Genomic DNA, 23,875 nt, shown 5'->3' on the forward strand with positions numbered 1-23,875 from the left:
TTATATGAGTAAAAAAAGAATTTATGAATATGCGAAAGAGTTAAACGTGAAAAGTAAAGAGATTATCGATGAGTTAAAAAAAATGGACGTAGAAGTATCTAATCACATGCAAGCGCTAGAAGACGATCAAATTAAAGTGCTTGATAAGAAATTTAAACCACAACAAAGTGGTAATAATGATAAACAAACTACTCAAAATAATCACCAAAAACAACAAAGTAATAACAATAATAAGAAACAAAATAACAAAGGAAACGCTAATCCTAAAAACAATAATAAAAATAAAAACAACAAAAATAATAAGAACAATAATAAAGGAAACAAAAATAAACCAGCAGCTGAACCAAAAGAAATGCCATCAAAAATCACTTATGAAGAAGGCATTACTGTTGGTGAATTAGCGGATAAATTAAATATTGAATCATCAGGCATCATTAAAAAATTATTCTTATTAGGTATTGTAGCGAATATTAACCAATCTTTAGATGAAGAAACGTTAGAATTAATTGCTGATGACTATGGTGTAGAAATTGAAAAAGAAGTAGTAGTTAATGAAGAAGATCTTTCAACCTACTTTGATAACGAAGAAGACGATCCAGATGCAATTGAAAGACCGGCTGTAGTGACTATTATGGGTCACGTTGACCATGGTAAAACAACGTTACTTGATTCAATTCGTCATACAAAAGTAACTGCTGGCGAAGCAGGTGGTATTACACAACATATCGGTGCATATCAAATTGAAAATGCTGGTAAGAAAATTACTTTCTTAGATACTCCTGGACACGCAGCTTTCACTACAATGCGTGCACGTGGTGCTCAAGTTACAGATATCACAATCTTAGTAGTAGCAGCAGATGATGGTGTAATGCCTCAAACAATTGAAGCGATTAACCATGCCAAAGAAGCAAATGTACCTACAATCGTTGCGGTAAACAAAATCGATAAACCAACTGCTAACCCAGATCGCGTTATGCAAGAATTAACTGAATATGGTTTGATTCCTGAAGATTGGGGCGGTGACACAATCTTTGTTCAGTTATCAGCATTAAGTGGCGATGGTATCGATGACTTATTAGAAATGATTGGTTTAGTAGCTGAAGTTCAAGAATTAAAAGCTAACCCAGATAAACAAGCTGTTGGTACTGTAATTGAAGCAGAATTAGATAAATCACGTGGTCCAGCAGCATCATTACTTGTACAAAATGGTACATTAAATGTTGGTGATTCAATCGTAGTAGGTAACACGTATGGACGTATTCGTGCTATGGTAAATGACCTTGGTCAAAGAATTAAAACTGCAGGCCCATCAACTCCTGTTGAAATCACTGGTATTAATGACGTACCTTTAGCTGGTGACCGTTTCGTTATTTTCAAAGATGAGAAACAAGCACGTCGTATCGGTGAAGCACGTCATGAAGCAAGCGTAATTCAACAACGTCAAGAAAGTAAAAATGTTTCACTAGATAATTTATTTGAACAAATGAAACAAGGTGAAATGAAAGATCTTAACGTTATTATTAAAGGTGACGTTCAAGGTTCAGTAGAAGCCTTAGCCGCTTCATTAATGAAGATTGATGTTGAAGGTGTAAACGTACGTATCATCCACACTGCCGTAGGTGCTATCAATGAATCAGATGTAACATTAGCTAATGCATCTAATGGTATCATTATCGGATTTAACGTTCGTCCAGATGCAGGTGCTAAACGAGCTGCTGAAGCTGAAAATGTAGATATGCGTCTTCACCGTGTTATTTACAATGTTATCGAAGAAATCGAATCAGCCATGAAAGGTTTATTAGACCCTGAATTTGAAGAGCAAGTTATTGGTCAAGCTGAAGTACGTCAAACATTTAAAGTATCTAAAGTGGGTACAATCGCAGGTAGTTACGTAACTGAAGGTAAAATCACACGTAACGCAGGTGTACGTATTATCAGAGACGGTATCGTTTTATTTGAAGGTGAATTAGACACATTAAAACGTTTCAAAGATGATGCTAAAGAAGTAGCACAAGGCTACGAATGTGGTATTACAATTGAGAAATTCAACGATATTAAAGAAGGCGATATTATCGAAGCCTTTGAAATGGTAGAAGTTGAAAGATAATTTAACCCTTTAAGTTAGTTAGATTTTAAGGTAAAAATAACTATATGAAGCCACATAGCAAATTCGCAGTAGTTGATTGAATTGAGAAGTCGCTTATTACAAGTCTTTCTCAACGTTAGTCATCCTTGCGGGGGTGGGACAATGATTTCTAATTGATTTCAGTCCCACTCCCTTTTTTAAGAAATAAAAGTAATATAATCATTTCTAAAGTTTAAACAAACTGAAAAAAGGAAATTTAAAAAATAAGTAGAATTAAACATCAATTAAAGAGGTGACACAAATGAGTAACATGAGAGCAGAACGTGTTGGCGAACAAATGAAAAAAGAAATTATGGATATCGTTAATAATAAAGTAAAAGATCCTAGAGTAGGTTTCATCACAATTACTGATGTTGACTTAACAAATGACTTGTCACAAGCTAAAGTATTTTTAACAGTACTTGGTAGTGATAAAGAAGTGAAAGATACTTTCAAAGCTTTAGATAAAGCTAAAGGATTTATTAAATCTGAACTTGGTTCAAGAATGAGATTACGTATTATTCCAGAATTATTCTTTGAATACGATGAGTCAATCGAATATGGAAATAAAATTGAAAAAATGATTCAAGATTTACACAAACAAGATAAATAATGAAGGATTGGCTGAGGCATAGTATCATGTCTCAGCCTCTCAATTATTATTGAAATAAAACTTATACATAAATCGTTTTAGGATAAGGGCGTGAAATAATGTACAACGGCATTTTACCCGTATATAAAGAACGTGGACTTACAAGTCACGATGTTGTATTTAAATTAAGAAAAATTTTAAAAACGAAAAAAATCGGTCATACTGGCACATTAGACCCAGAAGTTGCAGGGGTGTTACCTATTTGTATTGGGACTGCTACTAGAGTGAGTGACTATATTATGGATATGGGTAAATCTTATAAAGCGACTGTTTCAATTGGTGAAAGTACAACTACTGAAGATCAAACTGGAGAAGTTATTAATAAGGTGAATATTGCGACAAATGAACTTAATGAACGTCAAGTAGATTTAATATTAGAAGATTTTCAAGGTATTATAACGCAAGTTCCACCTATGTATTCTTCAGTAAAAGTGAATGGTAAAAAATTGTATGAATATGCGAGAAATGGTGAAGCGGTAGAGCGACCAGAAAGAAAAGTGAATATTAAACAAATCGAACGCACGTCAGATTTAGTGTTTAAAGATAATCAATGTCATTTTGATATCATTGTTCATTGTGGAAAAGGGACATATATTCGTACGCTTGCCACTGATATAGGAAAAGAATTAGGTTATCCAGCGCATATGTCTTTATTAACGCGCACAACTTCAGGTGGCTTTGATATTAAAGAAAGTTTAACACTTGAACAAATTTCAGATTTCCATGAGCAAGACACATTACAATCTCATTTATTTCCTATAGAATATGGTTTGAAAAGTTTGCCTGAGATACTTATTTCAGATGAAAATATGAAAAAAAGAATTTTAAATGGTCAGAAATTTAATAAGAAAACGTTTAAAAAATCAATAAAAAGTGATCAACTTGTATTTAAAGATGCAGACACTGACAAAGTAATGGCTATTTATGTTCAACATCCTGACAAACCACATGAAATAAAACCTAAAAAAGTATTCAATTAAAGGAGTTAGACGTTATGAAAGTGATAGAAGTAACCCATCCAATCCAAAAGGACCAATTAATCCAAGAAGATGTTGCCATGGCTTTTGGTTTTTTTGATGGTGTGCATCGTGGACATAATAAAGTATTTGAAGCGTTAGATGAACGTGCTCAAGAGAAACATTTGAAAAAAGCAGTGACAACTTTTGACCCACATCCTTCTGTAGTGTTAAATCCTGAACGTAAACGTACGGATTATTTAACACCGCTTTCAGATAAACTTGAAATGATTGAACAACATGACATCGATTATTGTATTGTCATTAATTTCTCTTCTCGATTTGCAAATGTGACTGCTGAAGAATTTGCACAAGAATACATCATTAATAACCATGTTAAAGAAGTTGTTGCCGGTTTCGATTTTACGTATGGTAAATTTGGAAAAGGTAATATGTCAGTTTTAAACGAAATGGAAGAATTTAATACCACTATTGTTGGTAAACAAGAAATGGAATCTGAAAAGATTTCAACCACTGCTATAAGAGAAGCTTTAAAAAATGGTGACTTGAAAAAAGCAAATGAACAATTAGGTTATTTATATCGCATTAAAGGTACGGTAGTGCAAGGTGAGAAACGTGGACGTACGATTGGTTTCCCTACTGCTAACGTTCAACCTAGTGATGATTACGTTTTACCGAAAAAAGGTGTATATGCAGTAAGTATGGCTATTGGTGCTGAAAATAAATTATATCGTGGAGTAGCGAATGTTGGCGTAAAACCTACATTTCATGATCCTTCAAAAGCAGAAGTTGTTATTGAAGTAAACATCTTCGACTTTAGTGATAATATTTATGGTGAACGCGTGATAGTTTATTGGCATCATTATTTAAGACCAGAAGTTAAATTTGATGGTATTGATCCGTTAGTTGAACAAATGAACAATGATAAAGAACGTGCTAAATATTTATTAGCTGTTGATTTCGGAGATGAAGTATCGTATAATATTTAAAGTTGAGTTTTATAAATATAAGACTTATTAAATTTATTCCTTTCTCTTGGCAAGTTGAAACTCCGACGCTTAGCTCAGATTAAGGTGTATACAAAATTTAGGAGGAATTTAATTATGGCAATTACTCAAGAACGTAAAAATGAAATTATCAAAGAATATCGCGTACACGAAACTGACACTGGTTCACCAGAAGTACAAATCGCTGTTTTAACTGCAGAAATCGCTGCATTAAACGAACACTTACGTGAACACAAAAAAGACCACCATTCACGTCGTGGATTATTAAAAATGGTAGGTCGTCGTCGTCACTTATTAAACTACTTACGTGGTAAAGATATTCAACGTTACCGTGAATTAATTAAATCATTAGGTATTCGTCGTTAATATTAATATATTTAAAGGAAAGCACCACTTGGTTTGGTACTTTCCTTTTTTTATCTTTTTAAACAATCACTAATATAAAATTATAAAAATTAATGATATGATGTAGGTATTAGATTTCAGAGAGGAGATTCATAATGTCTCAAGATAAAAAAGTTTTTAAAACTGAGTGGGCTGGAAGATCGTTAACGATTGAGACAGGTCAATTAGCTAAACAAGCTAATGGTGCAGTATTAGTGCGCTATGGTGATACAGTAGTATTATCAACGGCTGTAGCCTCAAAAGAACCTCGTGATGGTGACTTTTTCCCATTAACAGTGAACTATGAAGAAAAAATGTATGCTGCAGGTAAAATTCCTGGCGGTTTCAAAAAACGTGAGGGTCGTCCTGGAGACGAAGCTACATTAACAGCGCGTTTAATTGATAGACCTATTCGACCACTTTTCCCAAAAGGCTACCGTCATGATGTACAAATTATGAATACAGTACTAAGTGCTGATCCTGATTGTTCACCTGAAATGGCAGCAATGATCGGTTCATCAATGGCATTAAGTGTATCTGATATTCCATTCCAAGGACCAATTGCTGGCGTAAATGTCGGTTACATTGATGGAGAATACGTAATCAATCCTACACTTGAACAAAAAGAAGTTTCACGCTTAGATTTAGAAGTAGCTGGGCATAAAGATGCGGTCAACATGGTTGAAGCGGGCGCAAGTGAAATTACTGAAAAAGAAATGTTAGAAGCGATCTTCTTTGGTCATGAAGAAATTAAACGTTTGGTTGCATTCCAAGAAGAAGTTGTTGAGCATATTCAACCAGTTAAGAAAGAATTCGTACCTGTTGAACGTGATGAAGAACTTGTAAACAATGTAAAAGCTTTAACAGAAGAAAAAGGCTTGAAAGAAACTGTCTTAACATTCGATAAACAACAACGTGATGAGAATTTAGATGCTTTAAAAGCTGAAATTGCAACTGAGTTTGTTGACGAAGCGGATCCTGAAAATGAATTATTAATTGATGAAGTCTATGCTATTCTTAACGATTTAGTTAAAGAAGAAGTACGTCGCTTAATTGCAGATGAAAAAATTAGACCAGATGGTCGTAAACCAGACGAAATTCGTCCATTAGACTCTGAGGTTGGTTTATTACCACGTGCACATGGTTCAGGATTATTTACACGTGGTCAAACACAAGCGTTATCTGTATTAACATTAGGTGCTTTAGGAGATTATCAATTAATTGATGGTTTAGGACCTGAAGTTGAGAAACGATTCATGCATCATTATAATTTCCCTAACTTCTCAGTAGGTGAAACTGGCCCTGTAAGAGCGCCAGGACGTCGTGAAATTGGACATGGTGCGTTAGGCGAAAGAGCCTTAAAATATATCATTCCAGATACAGCTGACTTCCCATATACAATCCGTATTGTAAGTGAAGTATTAGAGTCTAACGGTTCATCTTCACAAGCTTCAATCTGTGGTTCAACGCTTGCATTAATGGATGCAGGTGTACCAATTAAAGCTCCAGTAGCAGGTATTGCAATGGGTCTTGTAACACGTGAAGATAGTTATACTATTTTAACTGATATTCAAGGTATGGAAGATGCGTTAGGTGATATGGACTTTAAAGTAGCAGGTACTAAAGAAGGTATTACTGCTATTCAAATGGATATTAAGATTGACGGTTTAACAAGAGAAGTGATTGAAGAAGCACTTGAACAAGCACGTCAAGGCCGCTTAGCAATTATGGATCATATGTTACAAACTATTGATCAACCACGTAAAGAATTAAGTGCATATGCGCCTAAAGTAGAAGTTATTCATATCAATCCAGATAAAATTAGAGATGTTATTGGACCTGGTGGTAAGAAAATCAATGAAATCATTGATGAAACAGGCGTTAAATTAGATATTGAACAAGATGGTACAGTCTTTATTGGCGCAGTTGATCAAGCAATGATCACACGTGCTCGTGAAATTATTGAAGATATCACACGTGAAGCGGAAGTAGGTCAAGTCTACAATGCTAAAGTTAAACGTATTGAGAAATATGGAGCATTTGTAGAAATCTTCCCTGGTAAAGATGCATTATTACACATCTCTCAAATTTCTAAAGAACGTATTAATAAAGTCGAAGATGTATTAAAAATTGGCGATACAATTGAAGTTAAAATTACTGAAATTGATAAGCAAGGTCGCGTGAATGCATCTCATAAAGCATTAGATGAATAGGAATTGAGACAGAAATTAAACTTATTTCTTCATCTCGCTCATTAAGGGTGACAATACTAAGATTGTTAAGGTTAAGGCGTTTGTTTACGCTTTAACCTTATTTTTTTAACTCATTTAGATATCTGTGGTACTTGCTGTTACAAAAATGAAAAATTTAAGTAAAAATAAGCATTAATAGTTTTTGCCTATATTACAAGAAGTAATGAAGTACTTTAATAGTGTACATCCTACATAAATTAAATTATAATAAATGATGAGTTTATATGGACGGGGATTTTTTTATATAGGAGGTAACATTTTGAGTTTAGTAAAGAAAAAAAATGACGATATTCGCATCATCCCACTTGGTGGCGTTGGCGAAATCGCTAAAAATATGTATATCGTTGAAGTAGACGATGAAATGTTCATGTTAGATGCGGGATTAATGTTCCCAGAAGATGAAATGTTAGGTGTAGACATTGTTATTCCTGACATTCAATATGTCATCGAGAACAAAGAAAAATTAAAAGGAATCTTTTTAAGTCATGGTCATGAGCATGCAATTGGTGCTGTTAGCTATATTTTAGAACAAATTGATGCGCCGGTTTATGGTTCGAAATTAACTTTAGCGCTTGTTAAAGAGAATATGAAAGCAAGAAATGTGAAGAAAAAAGTGCGCTATTACACAGTTAATCATGATTCAGTAATGCGTTTTAAAAATGTAAATATCACTTTCTTTAATACAACACATAGTATTCCAGATAGCTTAGGCATTTGTATCCATACATCTTACGGTTCAATCGTTTATACTGGTGAATTTAAATTTGATCAAAGTTTACAAGGTCATTATGCGCCAGATATTAAGCGCATGGCTGAAATTGGTGAAGAAGGTGTATTTGCATTAATCAGTGACTCTACTGAAGCAGAGAAACCTGGTTACAATACGCCAGAAAATGTAATTGAGTCACATATTTATGATGCCTTTGCTAAAGTGCGAGGACGTTTAATTGTGTCTTGTTATGCGTCTAATTTTATTCGTATCCAACAAGTGCTTAACACGGCTAGTAAATTAAACCGAAAAGTTTCATTCTTAGGACGTTCATTAGAAAGTTCATTTAACATTGCACGTAAAATGGGATATTTTGATATTCCAAAAGATTTATTAATCCCTATTAATGAAGTAGAGAATTATCCTAAAAATGAAGTCGTAATTATTGCTACAGGTATGGAAGGCGAACCAATTGAAGCTTTAAGTCAAATGGCTCAACATAAGCATAAAATTATGAATATTGAAGAAGGCGATTCAGTTTATTTAGCAATTACCGCTTCAGCTAATATGGAAGTCATCATTGCAGATACATTGAATGAACTTGTTCGTGCAGGTGCACACATTATTCCTAACAATAAAAAAATCCATGCATCTAGTCATGGTTGCATGGAAGAATTAAAAATGATGATTAATATCATGAAGCCTGAATACTTCATTCCTGTACAAGGTGAATTTAAAATGCAAATCGCTCATGCCAAATTAGCTAATGAAGCAGGCGTTGCACCTGAAAAGATTTTCCTTGTAGAAAAAGGGGATGTCATTCATTATGATGGCAAAGATATGGTATTAAATGAAAAAGTACAATCAGGTAATATCTTAATCGATGGTATTGGTGTTGGTGATGTAGGTAATATTGTATTAAGAGATCGTCATTTATTAGCAGAAGATGGTATCTTTATCGCAGTAGTTACCTTAGATCCTAAAAATAGACGTATTGCTGCAGGGCCAGAAATTCAATCTAGAGGTTTTGTATACGTACGTGAAAGTGAAGATTTAATGAAAGAAGCTGAAGAGAAAGTACGTGAAATCGTTGAGGCAGGACTTCAAGAAAAACGTATCGAATGGTCTGACATTAAACAACATATGCGTGATCAAATTAGTAAGCTTTTATTCGAAAGCACGAAACGTCGTCCAATGATTATACCAGTCATTTCTGAGATATAAGATATATATAACAATAAAGAGGTCGGGACAACACATCACAGCAGTGAATTAATAGAACGCGGGGTATCATAACTTGCGTCATTCATTATTCACGTTGTTGAAAGACAATTTAGTCTGAAGATGTATGATATTGTCTCAACCTCTTTCCTAATTTTTATGAAAAGTGAAACCAATACATAGTCATAACTTGTTTTAAGCAATACATATAAAAATTAACGCATGAAATAAAAGAAGGTGTACAAATTTGCCACAAACTAAGAAAAAAACAACTACTAGAAAAAAAGGAACTTCTACACGAGCACGTAATACTAAAAAGAAAAAGCAACAAAAAACGGAAAGTTCTTCTTTAAGATACGTCGTAGCAATTGTAGTTGTCATTTTATCAGTATTAGGCATGTTTCAACTCGGCATTGTTGGACGAATGATTGATAGCTTCTTTAATTATTTATTTGGTATGAGTCGCTATCTTACATATATTTTAGTCAGTTTAATTACAATTTATGTTGCTATGCAAAAACGATTTCCTAAATCACGCCGAACGATAGGCTTAATTCTATTACAGTTCGTTTTATTAATCGTCGCACAAATTATATATCATATGACTAAAGGTGCAGTAGCGGAGCGAGAACCGGTACTTTCTTATGTATATAAATCGTATAACCATACGCATTTCCCGGATTTTGGGGGAGGTTTACTTGGTTTTTATTTATTGAAAATATTTGTGCCATTAATTTCTATTGCTGGTGTCATTATTATTACTTTATTACTACTAGTTTCAAGTATTATTTTACTTATGAAATTACGTCATAGAGATGTTGCTAAATTATCTTTAGAAAAGATGAAATCATCGAGCTCAAGTGCTTCGTCTAATTTTAAAGAAAAAAGAGAACAAAATAAGATTAAAAAACAAGAGCGTGCACGTCAAAAAGAAGAACGCGCACGAGAGCGACAATTGCAAAAAGAGCAAGAAGAAGAGCGATTACAACGTGAAAAAGAAGTTACAGATGTTAGTGATTTCCCAGAGGTAGAAACACCATCTGAAGATATTCCAATTTATGGTGATAACGATAGTTCAGAAGAGAGACCAGTAGCTAAGAAAAGAAAGAAACGTCACTTCGACTTTGAAGACGAAATACCTTTTGAACGAGCTCCAAAAGCAACTCAATCTAAGCCATCAACACCACAGCACGATAATTCTTCAGAAGATGGTAATCAAGCGGGCAGCTCTATTTCAGAAGCTGGTGAAGTAGCGAATGTAGCTTATCATATTCCACCGTTATCATTATTAAAACAGCCAGCCAAACAGAAAGCGACATCAAGAGCTGAGGTTCAAAGAAAAGGTCAAATTCTTGAATCTACAATGAAAAACTTTGGAGTCAATGCGAAAGTTACTCAAATTAAAATTGGCCCTGCAGTAACTCAATATGAAATTCAACCAGCCCAAGGGGTTAAGGTAAGTAAAATCGTAAACTTACATAATGATATTGCCCTTGCACTAGCTGCAAAAGACGTCCGCATTGAAGCACCCATCCCTGGACGTTCAGCAGTAGGAATTGAAGTTCCAAATGATAAAATATCATTAGTTACTTTAAAAGAAGTGTTAGAATCCAAGTTCCCAGCGCAAAATAAATTAGAAGTTGGATTAGGGCGAGATATCTCCGGTGAACCAATGACTATCCAGTTAAATGAAATGCCTCATTTATTAGTCGCAGGTTCTACAGGAAGCGGTAAATCAGTATGTATTAATGGTATTATTACTAGTATTTTATTAAATGCTAAGCCACATGAAGTCAAACTTATGTTAATTGATCCTAAAATGGTAGAATTAAATGTATATAATGGCGTACCACACCTATTAATTCCGGTAGTTACAAACCCTCATAAAGCATCTCAAGCATTAGAGAAAATCGTAGCTGAGATGGAACGACGTTATGATTTATTCCAACATTCTTCAACACGAAATATCGAAGGGTATAATCAATTCTTACGTCGTCAAAATGAAGAGCTGGATGAGAAACAAGCTGAATTACCTTATATCGTAGTGATTGTCGACGAGTTAGCTGACTTAATGATGGTAGCGGGTAAAGAGGTGGAGAATGCGATTCAACGTATTACGCAAATGGCGCGTGCAGCGGGAATTCATTTAATTGTGGCTACACAAAGACCATCTGTAGATGTTATTACAGGTATTATCAAGAATAATATTCCATCACGAATTGCGTTTGCAGTAAGTTCTCAAACTGACTCAAGAACGATTATTGGTTCAGGAGGAGCTGAAAAGCTACTCGGTAAAGGTGATATGTTGTATGTTGGTAATGGAGAATCTTCTCAAACACGTGTGCAAGGGGCATTTTTAAGTGATCAAGAAGTACAAGATGTCGTAAATTATGTAGTAGAACAACAAAAAGCTAACTACGTGAAAGAAATGGAACCCGATGCACCTGTAGATAAGTCAGAAATGAAAAGTGAAGATTCATTATATGATGAAGCTTATTTATTTGTGATTGAACAACAAAAAGCAAGTACTTCTTTATTACAAAGACAATTTAGAATTGGCTATAATAGAGCTTCAAGATTAATGGATGATTTAGAACGCAATCAAGTTATCGGTCCTCAAAAGGGCAGTAAACCTAGACAAGTCTTAATAGATTTAGATAATGAAGAGGTGTAAAAATGACAGAATTAAACTCAGTTTTTAAAGTTAAAGAGTATATATTTAGACAGATAAAAAATCAATCTTTAAAACCTGGTGACCCACTTCCTAGCAATTTAGAAATTGCTAGAGAAGTGAATGTCAAAACAGATGATGTCTATGACGCAATTGGGGAACTCATTACAGAGCAAGTCCTAACAGATAACTTTGAAGAGGGACCAAGTGTTAAAGCGTTACATCCTTTCTTTTATCCATTAAATAAATTATTTAGCATTAATGACATGATTGAAAAAGCAGGATACTATTCAGGTACTGAATATTTAAGTTTAGAACAACAACCTGCATCAATATGGGATGCTCAAATGTTAGGAATTGAAGATAAGCAACCTATTACGATTATTGAACGTTTACGCACTGCTAATCATCAACCGGTTATATATTGCTTAGATAAAATTGCTAAAAATAATCTAACTTGTGCAGATTATCAAGTTAGTGATGGCTCAATGCTTAAAGCAATAGAAACAAATACAGGTCATAAAGTGGCATCTGCTGAAACTGAAGTTGAAGCTATTAGTTATGAACCACATATTTCTGAAATATTAAATGCTTCTCCCCATGAAGGTTTAATGTTATTAAAGGTTGTACATTATGATGAAATGGGTAAACCTATCTTATATTCATTAAATTATGTTAAAAGTAGCTTAGTTAAATTTAAATTGACGCGCACTAAGCTTTAAAACTTAATAAGGAGTGAGATGTTACATTGAATTCGCAAGTAAATAAGGATAAATATCAACATATCAACATATTGCCTACCGAAAAATTTAAAACAACAATGATTACTTTTAAATTTATGGCGCCGCTTGATTATAATACAATCACTGTAAGGTCATTATTAAGTAAAGTTCTAGTACGCGGTACTCAGAAATGGCCAACTGATAAAGCATTGAATAGAGAGTTATCAGAATTATATGGGGCTTATATCAACAGCTTTGTATCTAAATTTAAAGATAAACATGTGATTACTATCTCACTAGAAATTGTTAATGAACGTTATCTTAAAGATAATACACCATTACTTGAAAAGGGACTTAATTTACTACAAGAAGTTATTGCTAACCCTCTCATTAAAGATAAAGCATTTGACCCTACGTTTGTGACGCAAGAAAAATCATTATTATCTAAAAAAATTGAGTCAATAATAGATAATAAAGCACAATATTCATTTTTAAACCTACTTAAATATATGTTTAAAGATGAACCATATCGTTACTTAGCAACGGGACAAATAGAAAATATAGCTCAAGTTTCATCTGAAAGTTTATACGATACATATCAATCTATGATTAATAATGATGACTGTTCTGTATATGTAGTAGGAAATGTTGACGAAGCGAAAGTTAGTCGATTAATTAAGGAAAAAATTGATATCAGACCATTTATACTTCAACAATCAGTTATGCCTGAGTTGAAGTACAATCAAACTGAGCCGCAATTCATTGTTGAAGAGGATGAAGTAGATCAAGCAAAGCTTAACCTTGGTTATCGTTTTCCTACGCGTTACGGATCTAAAGATTATTATGCCCTTGTTGTTTTAAATACAATGTTTGGTGGAGACCCTTCATCTGTATTATTTAGCGAAGTACGTGAAAAGCAAAGTTTAGCGTATTCAATCCATTCACAACTAGATGGTAAAAATGGCTATTTATTTGTTTTAAGTGGTGTATCGGTTGATAAGTATGAAGTCGCTAAAGAAACGATTTTAAAAGAATTTGAGAAATTTAAAAATGGTGAATTTGAGGATAATAAACTAGCACTCGCTAAAAAAATTATTGTTTCACAACGTCAAGAAATTGCAGATAGACCTAAAAGTATTATTGAGGTTATGCAAAACCAATTACTTCTTGAAGAAGCACAAACAGATGAAGAATATATGCAAGCCATCATGAGTGTGACAAGAGAAGATGTTATAGCAATGGCTAATAAAGGCTTACTTGATACTATTTATGTGCTTACTAAAGGAAAAGGAGGTCAAACTGATGAAAAATAAATACTATGAACTCATAGATGAGCATGTGTTCGAACATGAACTAGAGAATGGTTTACGTTTATTTGTGATTCCGAAAAAAGGATTTCAGAAAACATTTGTTACATATACGACTCAGTTTGGCTCATTAGATAGTACATTTAAACCTCATCACAGTGATGAATTTGTAACTGTTCCTGATGGCGTAGCGCACTTTTTAGAGCATAAATTATTTGAAAAAGATGAAGATGAGGATTTATTTACTACATTTGCAGAAGACAATGCTCAAGTAAATGCTTTTACTAGTTTTGACCGTACAAGTTATTTATTTAGCGCAACAGATAATGTTGATAGCAATATACAACGTTTACTTGAAATGGTAGAAACGCCTTACTTTTCAAAAGAAACAGTAGATAAAGAAAAAGGAATTATAGCTGAAGAAATCAAGATGTACCAAGAACAACCGGGCTATAAAATTATGTTTAATACGTTACGCGCTATGTATCAAAACCATCCAATTAGAGTAGATATTGCAGGTAGTGTGGAGAGTATTTATGACATTACAAAAGATGATTTATATTTATGTTATGAAACGTTCTATCATCCTTCAAATATGGTGTTATTCGTAGTGGGAGATGTCGATCCAGAGCATATTCGTGAAGTAGTTGAAACGCACGAGAATAAACGCAATAAAACGAATCAACCAAGTATTCAAAGAGGCCACATTGATGAACCAGTCAACGTGATAAAACCTTATGTCACTGAAGAAATGAAATTGCAATCGCCACGATTAATGTTAGGATTTAAAAATCAACCTTTAAATGAAACACCTGAAAAATATGTCCAACGCGATTTAGAAATGACCCTATTCTTTGAATTAGTATTTGGTGAAGAAACAGAATTTTATCAAGTGTTATTAAATAATGATTTAATTGATGACACCTTTGGCTATCAATTTGTTTTAGAATCTACATATAGTTTTTCAATCATTACTAGTGCAACTCAACATCCCGATAAGTTAAAAGAAATACTTTTAACTGAGTTACGACAACGTAAAGGAGCGTTAACTGATACTGAAGCCTTTGAGTTATTGAAAAAACAATTTATTGGTGAGTTTATCTCAAGTTTAAATTCTCCTGAATACATTGCCAATCAATACGCAAAATTATACTTCGAAGGTGTAAGTGTATTTGATATGTTAGATATCGTTGAAAATATAACGCTTGAAAGTATTAATGAAACGGCAAATCAATATTTAAACTTAGATAATTTGGTAGATAGTCGCTTGGAGATTAAACAGTAATGAAAGCTTTAGTTATGGGCGGATCAGGTAGTATAGGCACGGCTATTGTAGAACGACTATTGAAGGATAACTTTGAAGTTATCGTGCAATACCATCATACTGATGTAGCCATTTTAAAAGAAAAATATCACAACGAAGCGGTTGAATTTATTCAAGCTGACTTAACGAAAGATATTGATTTAGAACAAACCTTTGGTCATATTCAACATTTAGATTGTTTAGTTTATAGTGCAGGCACAGCCTTGTATGGCATGATTCAAGATATGACTGATGATGATATTGATCAAAGTTATCATATTCATGTAAAACAATTTATAAGATGTTGTCGCTACTTTGTAGACACGTTGCGACAAAGTTCCAATGGAAGAATTATTGTGATTTCTTCTATATGGGGAGAAACTGGTGCAAGTATGGAAACCGTTTATTCAGCAATGAAAAGTGCTCAAATTGGGTTTGTTAAAGCGTTGAGTCAAGAGCTGGCAATGACGAATGTAACGGTAAATGCCGTGACGCCAGGGTTTGTTTCAGGTAATATGTCTCAAACATTTAGCGACGTTGAAAAAGAAGTCATTTTAGCAGAGCTTCCTCAACAACGAATGGTGAAACCTGAAGAGATAGCGCATACGTGTGCTTATTTATGGCATCCATTTTCTCAAAGCATTACAGGTACCGTTCAGAAAGTGAATGGTGCTTGGTACTTATAGATACATATGAAGTTTAAAGTGTGAAGAGTTAAATTATTAATTAGCATTATCTAAATAAATGATATAATATGATTATCATTTTATGAATGTATACTGATGCTAAATGGATATTTAAACAAGGGGCGGATGTAAATGACGATTGCCGAAAAAAAAGAATGGTATCTTGAATATGAAATTACTGTGAATCGTGCTGGCCTATTAGGGGATGTTTCAAGTTTACTTGGTATGTTAGGTATTAGCATTGTCACAATTAATGGTGTAGACCGAGGACGCCGTGGTTTATTAATTAAAACGGATAATCTTGAAAAAGTAAAACGCTTTGAGCACATCATTAAAGAACTTAATGAAATCGAAATTACTAAATTGCGCTTACCTGAATTACGTGATCGACTAGCAGTACGTCACGGTAGATATATCGAACAGGATGCAGATGATAAAAAGACATTTCGTTTCGAACGTGAAGATTTAGGACTACTTGTAGACTTTTTAGCTGAACTTTTCAAAGAGGAAGGTCATAAGCTGATCGGTATCAGAGGAATGCCTCGAGTTGGGAAAACGGAATCAATTGTAGCTGGAAGTGTGTGTGCACATAAACGTTGGTTATTTATCAGTTCCACGTTAATTAAACAAACTGTTCGTAGTTCTCTAATTAAAGGTGAGTATGAAGCAAATCATGTTTATATTATTGATGGTGCAGTTACAGCTAGAGAAACAAATCCTAAACATCAAGAGTTAGTTAGAGAAGTGATGGCATTGCCATCGATTAAAGTAGTGGAACATCCGGATTTGTTTGCAGAATCATGTGATTATAATATGGATGATTTTGATTACATTATTGAATTACGTGAAAATGAAAATCAAGAAATACAATATGAACACATGAAACAACAAACTGTTAAAAGTAAAAACACATTAGATTTTGGTGAAGATACATTTGGCGGGGGCTTTGGATTTTTTGAATAGTAAGTGTGGAGGCTTTTGAAAGTGAGAACAATTGGAGAAACTTTAAAAGGTAGAAGAGAAAGATTAGGAATGACACTAGCTGAATTAGAAGAACGTACGCAAATTAAGCGTGAAACGTTAAAAATGATTGAAGATAATCGTTTTAATCAATTAGCTAAAATAGACTATGCTGAAGGCTTTATCAGACGTTATGCTAGTGTAGTGAATATAGATGCAAATCAACTTATCTCAGCACATAAAAGTGAAATTCCTAGTAGCCAGAATCAATTAGATGATCTCCTTTATCGTTATCATAGTGATGAGGCGCCAACATATCGTACTAAGAATAAAGAACCGTTGCAACTTGCAGTTATTATGGGTGGCATTGTTATTATTACTTTTGTTCTTTGGGTTTTGGCAGTATTAATATTATAATCAAAAGATATAAATTTAGAAATGAGGCTTTAACATGAATATACCAAATCAAATTACAGTTTTTAGAGTAATACTTATTCCTGTTTTTATTTTATTTGCTCTAGTTAACTTTGGATTTGGCAGTGTATCAATTTTAGGCGGATATGAAATCCGTATTGAACAACTTATTGCTGCTATTGTGTTTATCATAGCATCATTAAGTGATTTCTTAGATGGCTATTTAGCAAGAAAATGGCAATTAGTTACAAACATGGGGAAATTTTTAGATCCTTTAGCAGATAAGTTATTAGTTTCAAGTGCGCTTATCGTTATGGTACAAATGGACTTAACTAATTCAGTAGTAGCGATTATTATCATAGCCAGAGAATTTGCAGTGACAGGTTTACGTTTATTACAAATTGAACAAGGTTTTGTTAGTGCGGCAGGTCAATTAGGTAAGATTAAAACTGCAGTCACAATGGTCGCTATTATTTGGATTTTATTAGGGGATTTATTTGTACATTGGATTGGATTCCCTATTGGACAAGTCTTACTTTATATTGGTGTATTCTTTACGATTTTATCTGGTATTGAGTACTTCTATAAAGGTAGAGATGTTTTTAAACATTAAATTAGTGAAAATATTAACCAAGAATAATTGTAAGATAGTTTTCTTACGGATATTCTTGGTTTTTTATTTTTTATAAGCCTAATTTTAGAATAAATAGATTAAGACGTTTATAATATATATGTTGTATATGAACGAGTATTGTAAGTATTACAAGGGGGAGTCATAAATGAATATTTCAATCATTGCAGTAGGTTCGGAATTATTATTAGGACAGATAGCTAATACTAATGGCCAATATTTATCTAAGTTATTTAATAGTATTGGAAAAAGTGTCGTAGAACATACGGTTATTGGAGATAATCCACAAAGACTTGAATATATTATTAAAGAAGGTTTAAGACGATTTGATACTTTAGTATTAACTGGTGGTTTAGGACCAACGAAAGATGATTTGACTAAGCATACTGTAGCTAAAGTGCTTGGGAGAGAACTTGTTACAGATAATGACGCATTAGAATATATTGAACAATATTTTAAAGAACAAGGACAAGAAATGACACCTAATAATAAGCAACAAGCGTTAGTCATTGAAGGCTCAAAAGTTTTAAAAAATCATTATGGCATGGCTCCAGGTATGCTAGTTGAAAAAGATGATAAGAAAGTAGTGTTATTACCAGGGCCGCCACGTGAAATGCAACCAATGGCTAAAAATGAATTACTTCCTTATTTAATGGACGATGATAAAGTCATCTTTTCAGAACAATTAAGATTTGCAGGCATAGGTGAATCAAAAGTTGAAACAGAACTTATGGATTTAATCGATGAGCAATCTAATCCTACTATTGCACCGTTAGCTGGTACACATGAAGTATATATAAGATTGACTGCAAATGCTGATACAAAAGAGGAATGTCAACGTCTAATAGCGCCTGTTAAAGAAGAAATATTAAATCGTATAGGTGATTACTACTATGGTTCAGATGATGTCGTCATTGAACAGTCAGTTATGAATACTATGAAAGAAACATTTAGTATTTATGATGGCGTAACAAATGGTGCAATATATACACGTCTTAAAAATTATGATGAGGAGCATATTCTAAAAGGATTACTACCTGATAATGAGGTATTCCTTGAGGAAAATAATGATATTGAAGGAAAAGTAAAAAGAGCGGCACAATACGTTAAAGATTTATATAAAACAGAAGTGGGTATAGCTTTATTACATGACAATGAACATGTTGTCTTAGGAATGTATCAAGATGATGAATTTAAAGTAGACGCATTTAAAATGTCACAGAAAAGAAATCTACTTCAAAACAGAAGTCAAAATTATGCATTAATAAGATTACTAAATTGGCTTAAGTAATTTGATATTTCTTCAAAAATCTAATTTTTAGGCACATTTGTTCGATTTTAGAACTTTTAAATTTGAAAAATGCGAACAAATATTCGTAAAATGCTTGTAATTCATTTTGATTGAGAGTATAGTATTAGATAAGATATTAAATAGATAACCAAGGTTGTCGACAAAGAAATTTTTAAGTATAAAGACTGAATGAAGACCATCGTCAATCTAGGAACCAAAATGCATAATGCTGGGAGTTTACTATATGTAAACGACTTAGTCATGCATAAGGTGATGAAGAGTGAAAAGGTTTGTCTACAGTCTAATTAGATAACTATCTCATTTAGGAGGTTTCGCTTTGGATAATGAACGTCAAAAAGCTTTAGATACAGTTATTAAAAATATGGAAAAATCATTTGGTAAAGGTGCCGTTATGAAATTAGGCGACAATAAAGGTCGTCGTGTTTCAAGTGTTTCCAGTGGTTCAGTTACTTTAGATAATGCATTAGGTGTCGGTGGATATCCTAAAGGAAGAATTATTGAAATTTATGGACCTGAAAGTTCAGGTAAAACAACAGTAGCTTTACATGCTATTGCAGAAGTACAAAAAAATGGTGGCGTAGCTGCATTTATCGATGCTGAGCATGCGCTTGATCCAGTTTACGCAGAAGCTCTAGGCGTAGATATTGATAACTTATATTTATCTCAACCAGACCATGGTGAACAAGGTTTAGAAATTGCTGAGGCATTTGTAAGAAGTGGCGCAGTAGATATCGTTGTTGTTGACTCGGTAGCTGCTTTAACACCTAAAGCAGAAATCGAAGGGGAAATGGGCGATACTCATGTAGGTTTACAAGCGCGTTTAATGTCACAAGCGTTACGTAAACTTTCAGGTGCTATTTCTAAATCTAATACTACAGCAATATTTATTAACCAAATTCGTGAAAAAGTCGGCGTAATGTTTGGTAACCCAGAAACTACACCTGGCGGTAGAGCATTAAAATTCTATAGTTCTGTTCGTTTAGAAGTACGTCGTGCCGAACAACTAAAACAAGGACAAGACATTGTTGGTAACAGAACTAAAATTAAAGTTGTTAAAAATAAAGTAGCACCTCCATTCAGAGTAGCTGAAGTAGACATTATGTATGGTCAAGGTATTTCTAAAGAAGGCGAATTAATCGACCTTGGTGTTGAAAATGAAATCGTTGATAAATCAGGTGCTTGGTACTCATATAATGGTGAAAGAATGGGCCAAGGTAAAGAAAATGTTAAAACTTACCTTAAAGAAAACCCTCAAATTAAAGACGAAATTGATCGTAAGTTACGTGAAAAACTTGGTATTTTTGATGGTGATGTAGAAGAAAAAGAAGAAGACTCACCACAGTCATTATTTGATGAAGAATAATATCTAGCATTTTAAAATAAATTACATCCTGAGGTAGGTGAAAGGAAGCTTTCACCTGCTTTGTTTTATTCAAAAAAATGTTTGATAATATATATGTAAACTGAATCTTATGTGCAATTTCATATCTTGACACTACCAACTTTAAAAACGTACAATTAATATGTATAATTATTATACAACTTATAAAATCATATAGATTTTGATATACAAAGCAAATACCTAGAAAAAGGAGGTGTTTATGTGAATTTATTAGACCTCCTACTCATTTTGCTGGGGATTATTCTAGGGGTTGTTGTAGGGTATATTGTAGCCCGAAATATATTGCATCAAAAGCAATTACAAGCTAGACAAACTGCTGAAGATATTATTAGGCATGGTCAAAAAGAAGCCGAAAATATCAAAAAAGAAAAATTATTAGAGGCAAAAGAAGAAAATCAATTTTTAAGAGAACAAACTGAAACTGAACTACGTGAAAGACGTGGTGAGCTTCAAAGACAAGAAGCCCGACTTCTTCAAAAAGAGGAAAACTTAGATCGAAAATCTGATCTTTTAGATAAAAAGGATGAGATTTTAGAACAAAAAGAATCTAAACTTGAAGAAAGACAACAACAAGTAGATGCAAAAGAGAGTAGTGTTCAAACATTAATAATGAAGCATGAACAAGAATTAGAACGCATCTCCGGACTAACTCAAGAAGAAGCTGTTAATGAGCAACTTCATAGAGTAGAAGAAGAACTGTCACAAGATATTGCAGTACTTGTTAAAGAGAAAGAAAAAGAAGCAAAAGAAAAAGTTGATAAAACAGCGAAAGAACTATTAGCTACTACCGTTCAAAGATTAGCTGCTGACCATACTACAGAATCAACCGTATCAGTAGTTAATTTACCAAATGATGAAATGAAAGGCCGTATCATTGGTAGAGAAGGTAGAAATATTCGAACTTTAGAAACATTAACAGGTATCGATTTAATCATCGATGATACACCCGAAGCGGTTATTTTATCTGGATTTGATCCAATAAGACGTGAAATCGCTAGGACTGCATTAGTCAACTTGGTGTCTGATGGACGTATCCATCCAGGACGTATTGAAGAAATGGTTGATAAGGCTAGAAAAGAAGTTGACGATATTATTAGAGACGCTGGTGAACAAGCTACTTTTGAAATTAATGTTCACAATATGCATCCTGACTTAGTTAAAATATTAGGTCGTCTAAACTATCGTACTAGCTATGGCCAAAATGTTTTAAAACATTCTATTGAAGTTGCGCATTTATCAGGAATGTTAGCAGCGGAATTAGGAGAAGATGTTAATTTAGCTAAACGTGCTGGTTTACTTCATGATGTGGGTAAAGCTATCGACCATGAAGTTGAAGGTAGTCACGTAGAAATTGGCGTAGAATTAGCAAAAAAATATGCTGAGAATGATACTGTGATTAATGCTATCCATTCTCACCATGGTGATGTAGAACCAACATCAATCATTTCAATATTAGTAGCTGCAGCTGATGCACTTTCTGCAGCAAGACCAGGTGCCCGCAAAGAAACACTTGAAAACTACATCCGCAGACTTGAACGTTTAGAAACTTTATCTGAAAGTTATGATGGTGTGGAAAAAGCATTTGCTATTCAAGCGGGTAGAGAAATCAGAGTAATTGTATCACCTGATGAAATTGATGACTTGAAGTCATATCGATTAGCTCGAGACATCAAAAATCAAATCGAAGAAGAACTACAATATCCTGGTCACATTAAAGTGACAGTTGTAAGAGAAACAAGAGCAGTTGAGTATGCGAAATAATTTTTAACAGACCTAATCATTTATTGGGTCTGTTTTTTCTTCGACTTTTTAAATTAGACCGATAACATGACATCAATTAGTATAAGTAAGAATTTGAAAAATAAAAATTAAGCTAGAAGTTGAAACGTCATATTTTAACGTTAACTTCTAGCTTTTTAAAATGTCACTTATTCATTAACTATTTAAGTTGTAAATCAGTTTTTCTTACTTCAGAAATTATTTCAGCAGTATCATAGCAGTTTGTAGCGATATTTGAATATCTTTCTGCTAAACGATAAGCATTAACGTATAATTCTAAACTTTCTTTAGCAATATCTTCAGCATCCTCAGACTTTGATGGATTAGATGTAACTACTAATTCTGCAAATTTTTCAGGATCAATATTAATTGACATATATTTATTACAACTCCTATTATTTTTATAAGTTTATATTATCATATGTTATATACATGCTAAAGTAAAGTTAGGCATAAATTTAAGTTGAGTATAAATCATCTCTTTAAATCTAGTCCTTTTTGAATTAAACTGTTTTTATGAGAGGATGAACATTTAATGAGAATATTATTTATCGGGGATATTGTTGGTAAAATTGGCAGAAACGCTATTAGTGAATATTTGCCTAAAATTAAGCAAGCGTATAAGCCAACAGTAAGTATCGTAAATGCAGAAAATGCTGCTCATGGTAAAGGTCTAACTGAAAAAATTTACAAACAATTATTGAGAGATGGCGTAGATTTTATGACAATGGGCAATCACACGTACGGCCAACGTGAAATTTACGATTTTATTGATGATGCAAAAAGGATGGTTCGTCCAGCGAATTTTCCAAGCGAAGCCCCTGGTGTGGGAATGCGCTCTATTCAAGTTAATGATATCAAATTAGCAATTATTAATTTGCAAGGTCGTTCATTTATGCAAGATATTGATGATCCCTTCAAAAAAGCAGATCAATTAATTGAAGAAGCAAAAAAAGAAACGGATTATATTTTTGTGGATTTCCATGCTGAAACTACATCAGAAAAAAATGCAATGGGATGGTATTTAGATGGTAGAGCAAGTGCTGTAGTTGGTACGCATACCCATATACAAACATCTGACGATCGTATCTTGCCTCAAGGCACTGGATACATTACTGATGTAGGAATGACTGGATTCTACGATGGTATTCTTGGAATTAATCGTGATGAAGTAATTGAACGCTTTATTACAAGTTTACCTCAAAGACATGTAGTTCCAAATGATGGAAGAAGTGTGCTATCAGGTGTTATCATTGATTTAGATAAAAATGGTAGAACGAAGCATATTGAAAGAATTTTAATCAATGACGATCATCCTTTTAATAAATAATATATTTTGTGTTTAATATTTTTATTGAAAA

At 33.4% G+C, this 23,875-nt stretch carries 19 protein-coding genes and 2 pseudogenes; 20 read left to right on the forward strand and 1 reads right to left on the reverse strand.

The window, feature by feature from the left end:
- The first annotated feature begins 4 nt into the window (after positions 1–4).
- The 19 genes and pseudogenes from infB to rny all read left to right on the forward strand — a co-directional run bounded on the left by infB (position 5) and on the right by rny (position 22,496).
- The gene (gene infB / locus LIX58_RS09595) at positions 5–2,107 is read left to right on the forward strand and encodes a translation initiation factor IF-2 (protein ID WP_154836686.1); all 2,103 of its coding nucleotides are present in this window, start codon (positions 5–7) and stop codon (positions 2,105–2,107) included.
- Between the two features lie 280 nt (positions 2,108–2,387).
- Positions 2,388–2,738, forward strand: coding sequence for a 30S ribosome-binding factor RbfA (gene rbfA / locus LIX58_RS09600; protein WP_126566653.1), 351 nt, complete (start codon positions 2,388–2,390; stop codon positions 2,736–2,738).
- A gap of 98 nt (positions 2,739–2,836) precedes the next feature.
- Positions 2,837–3,757, forward strand: a complete 921-nt coding sequence (gene truB / locus LIX58_RS09605) for a tRNA pseudouridine(55) synthase TruB (protein ID WP_154836687.1) — start codon at positions 2,837–2,839, stop codon at positions 3,755–3,757.
- Positions 3,758–3,771: 14 nt separating this feature from the next.
- Positions 3,772–4,743, forward strand: a complete 972-nt coding sequence (locus LIX58_RS09610; protein WP_126566657.1) for a bifunctional riboflavin kinase/FAD synthetase — start codon at positions 3,772–3,774, stop codon at positions 4,741–4,743.
- Positions 4,744–4,857: 114 nt separating this feature from the next.
- A complete protein-coding gene (gene rpsO, locus LIX58_RS09615; RefSeq protein WP_011275926.1) occupies positions 4,858–5,127 on the forward strand; it encodes a 30S ribosomal protein S15 in 270 nt (89 codons plus the stop codon).
- A gap of 134 nt (positions 5,128–5,261) precedes the next feature.
- The gene (gene pnp / locus LIX58_RS09620; RefSeq protein WP_226386295.1) at positions 5,262–7,358 is read left to right on the forward strand and encodes a polyribonucleotide nucleotidyltransferase; all 2,097 of its coding nucleotides are present in this window, start codon (positions 5,262–5,264) and stop codon (positions 7,356–7,358) included.
- A 298-nt stretch (positions 7,359–7,656) separates the two neighbouring features.
- A complete protein-coding gene (gene rnjB / locus LIX58_RS09625) occupies positions 7,657–9,330 on the forward strand; it encodes a ribonuclease J2 (RefSeq protein ID WP_154836689.1) in 1,674 nt (557 codons plus the stop codon).
- Positions 9,331–9,574: 244 nt separating this feature from the next.
- A pseudogene (locus LIX58_RS12675) lies at positions 9,575–10,262 on the forward strand (cell division protein FtsK); the annotation flags it as partial.
- A gap of 281 nt (positions 10,263–10,543) precedes the next feature.
- Positions 10,544–12,001 (forward strand): annotated as a pseudogene (locus tag LIX58_RS12680) (DNA translocase FtsK); the annotation flags it as partial.
- A gap of 2 nt (positions 12,002–12,003) precedes the next feature.
- Positions 12,004–12,720: a GntR family transcriptional regulator gene (locus LIX58_RS09635; RefSeq protein ID WP_154836691.1), complete on the forward strand. Its 717-nt coding sequence runs from the start codon at positions 12,004–12,006 to the stop codon at positions 12,718–12,720.
- A gap of 26 nt (positions 12,721–12,746) precedes the next feature.
- Positions 12,747–14,033: an EF-P 5-aminopentanol modification-associated protein YfmF gene (yfmF, locus tag LIX58_RS09640; RefSeq protein WP_226386296.1), complete on the forward strand. Its 1,287-nt coding sequence runs from the start codon at positions 12,747–12,749 to the stop codon at positions 14,031–14,033.
- On the forward strand, positions 14,023–15,312 hold the full coding sequence (yfmH, locus tag LIX58_RS09645) for an EF-P 5-aminopentanol modification-associated protein YfmH (protein WP_226386297.1): 1,290 nt from the start codon (positions 14,023–14,025) through the stop codon (positions 15,310–15,312). The genes yfmF and yfmH overlap by 11 nt, the downstream gene beginning before the upstream one ends.
- On the forward strand, positions 15,312–16,016 hold the full coding sequence (ymfI, locus tag LIX58_RS09650) for an elongation factor P 5-aminopentanone reductase (RefSeq protein ID WP_154836693.1): 705 nt from the start codon (positions 15,312–15,314) through the stop codon (positions 16,014–16,016). The genes yfmH and ymfI overlap by 1 nt, the downstream gene beginning before the upstream one ends.
- A 132-nt stretch (positions 16,017–16,148) precedes the next feature.
- Positions 16,149–16,979: a YmfK family protein gene (locus LIX58_RS09655; RefSeq protein ID WP_126566673.1), complete on the forward strand. Its 831-nt coding sequence runs from the start codon at positions 16,149–16,151 to the stop codon at positions 16,977–16,979.
- A 21-nt stretch (positions 16,980–17,000) separates the two neighbouring features.
- Positions 17,001–17,393 (forward strand): helix-turn-helix domain-containing protein, encoded by a 393-nt coding sequence (locus LIX58_RS09660; protein ID WP_154836694.1) that lies wholly within the window; start codon positions 17,001–17,003, stop codon positions 17,391–17,393.
- A gap of 34 nt (positions 17,394–17,427) precedes the next feature.
- Positions 17,428–18,003, forward strand: a complete 576-nt coding sequence (gene pgsA, locus LIX58_RS09665; protein ID WP_126566677.1) for a CDP-diacylglycerol--glycerol-3-phosphate 3-phosphatidyltransferase — start codon at positions 17,428–17,430, stop codon at positions 18,001–18,003.
- 166 nt (positions 18,004–18,169) lie between these two features.
- A complete protein-coding gene (locus LIX58_RS09670; protein WP_154836695.1) occupies positions 18,170–19,312 on the forward strand; it encodes a CinA family nicotinamide mononucleotide deamidase-related protein in 1,143 nt (380 codons plus the stop codon).
- Positions 19,313–19,649: 337 nt separating this feature from the next.
- Positions 19,650–20,696, forward strand: a complete 1,047-nt coding sequence (recA, locus tag LIX58_RS09675) for a recombinase RecA (RefSeq protein WP_126566681.1) — start codon at positions 19,650–19,652, stop codon at positions 20,694–20,696.
- A 240-nt stretch (positions 20,697–20,936) separates the two neighbouring features.
- Complete coding sequence (gene rny / locus LIX58_RS09680) at positions 20,937–22,496, forward strand: ribonuclease Y (protein WP_126566684.1); 1,560 nt, start codon at positions 20,937–20,939, stop codon at positions 22,494–22,496.
- 178 nt (positions 22,497–22,674) lie between these two features.
- Here rny and LIX58_RS09685 read toward each other — a convergent pair whose 3' ends face one another.
- Positions 22,675–22,890: a hypothetical protein gene (locus LIX58_RS09685; RefSeq protein WP_126566686.1), complete on the reverse strand. Its 216-nt coding sequence runs from the start codon at positions 22,888–22,890 to the stop codon at positions 22,675–22,677.
- A 159-nt stretch (positions 22,891–23,049) separates the two neighbouring features.
- On the opposite strand from LIX58_RS09685, the gene LIX58_RS09690 reads away from it, so the two are divergent.
- Positions 23,050–23,844 carry a TIGR00282 family metallophosphoesterase gene (locus LIX58_RS09690; RefSeq protein WP_154836696.1) on the forward strand — a complete coding sequence of 265 codons (795 nt, stop codon included), beginning with the start codon at positions 23,050–23,052 and terminating at the stop codon, positions 23,842–23,844.
- The last annotated feature ends 31 nt before the right edge of the window (positions 23,845–23,875 follow it).

This window comes from Staphylococcus sp. Marseille-Q1834 (genome assembly GCF_916858875.1).
Lineage (GTDB): Bacteria > Bacillota > Bacilli > Staphylococcales > Staphylococcaceae > Staphylococcus > Staphylococcus pragensis.

Excerpts from the sequence above, each read along its gene's own strand:
- infB (WP_154836686.1), top strand. The coding sequence starts at position 5 with ATGAGTAAAAAAAGAATTTATGAATATGCGAAAGAGTTAAACGTGAAA.
- rbfA (WP_126566653.1), top strand. The coding sequence starts at position 2,388 with ATGAGTAACATGAGAGCAGAACGTGTTGGCGAACAAATGAAAAAAGAA.
- truB (WP_154836687.1), top strand. The coding sequence starts at position 2,837 with ATGTACAACGGCATTTTACCCGTATATAAAGAACGTGGACTTACAAGT.
- LIX58_RS09610 (WP_126566657.1), top strand. The coding sequence starts at position 3,772 with ATGAAAGTGATAGAAGTAACCCATCCAATCCAAAAGGACCAATTAATC.
- rpsO (WP_011275926.1), top strand. The coding sequence starts at position 4,858 with ATGGCAATTACTCAAGAACGTAAAAATGAAATTATCAAAGAATATCGC.
- pnp (WP_226386295.1), top strand. The coding sequence starts at position 5,262 with ATGTCTCAAGATAAAAAAGTTTTTAAAACTGAGTGGGCTGGAAGATCG.
- LIX58_RS09635 (WP_154836691.1), top strand. The coding sequence starts at position 12,004 with ATGACAGAATTAAACTCAGTTTTTAAAGTTAAAGAGTATATATTTAGA.
- yfmH (WP_226386297.1), top strand. The coding sequence starts at position 14,023 with ATGAAAAATAAATACTATGAACTCATAGATGAGCATGTGTTCGAACAT.
- ymfI (WP_154836693.1), top strand. The coding sequence starts at position 15,312 with ATGAAAGCTTTAGTTATGGGCGGATCAGGTAGTATAGGCACGGCTATT.
- LIX58_RS09655 (WP_126566673.1), top strand. The coding sequence starts at position 16,149 with ATGACGATTGCCGAAAAAAAAGAATGGTATCTTGAATATGAAATTACT.
- pgsA (WP_126566677.1), top strand. The coding sequence starts at position 17,428 with ATGAATATACCAAATCAAATTACAGTTTTTAGAGTAATACTTATTCCT.
- LIX58_RS09670 (WP_154836695.1), top strand. The coding sequence starts at position 18,170 with ATGAATATTTCAATCATTGCAGTAGGTTCGGAATTATTATTAGGACAG.
- LIX58_RS09685 (WP_126566686.1), bottom strand. The coding sequence starts at position 22,890 with ATGTCAATTAATATTGATCCTGAAAAATTTGCAGAATTAGTAGTTACA.
- LIX58_RS09690 (WP_154836696.1), top strand. The coding sequence starts at position 23,050 with ATGAGAATATTATTTATCGGGGATATTGTTGGTAAAATTGGCAGAAAC.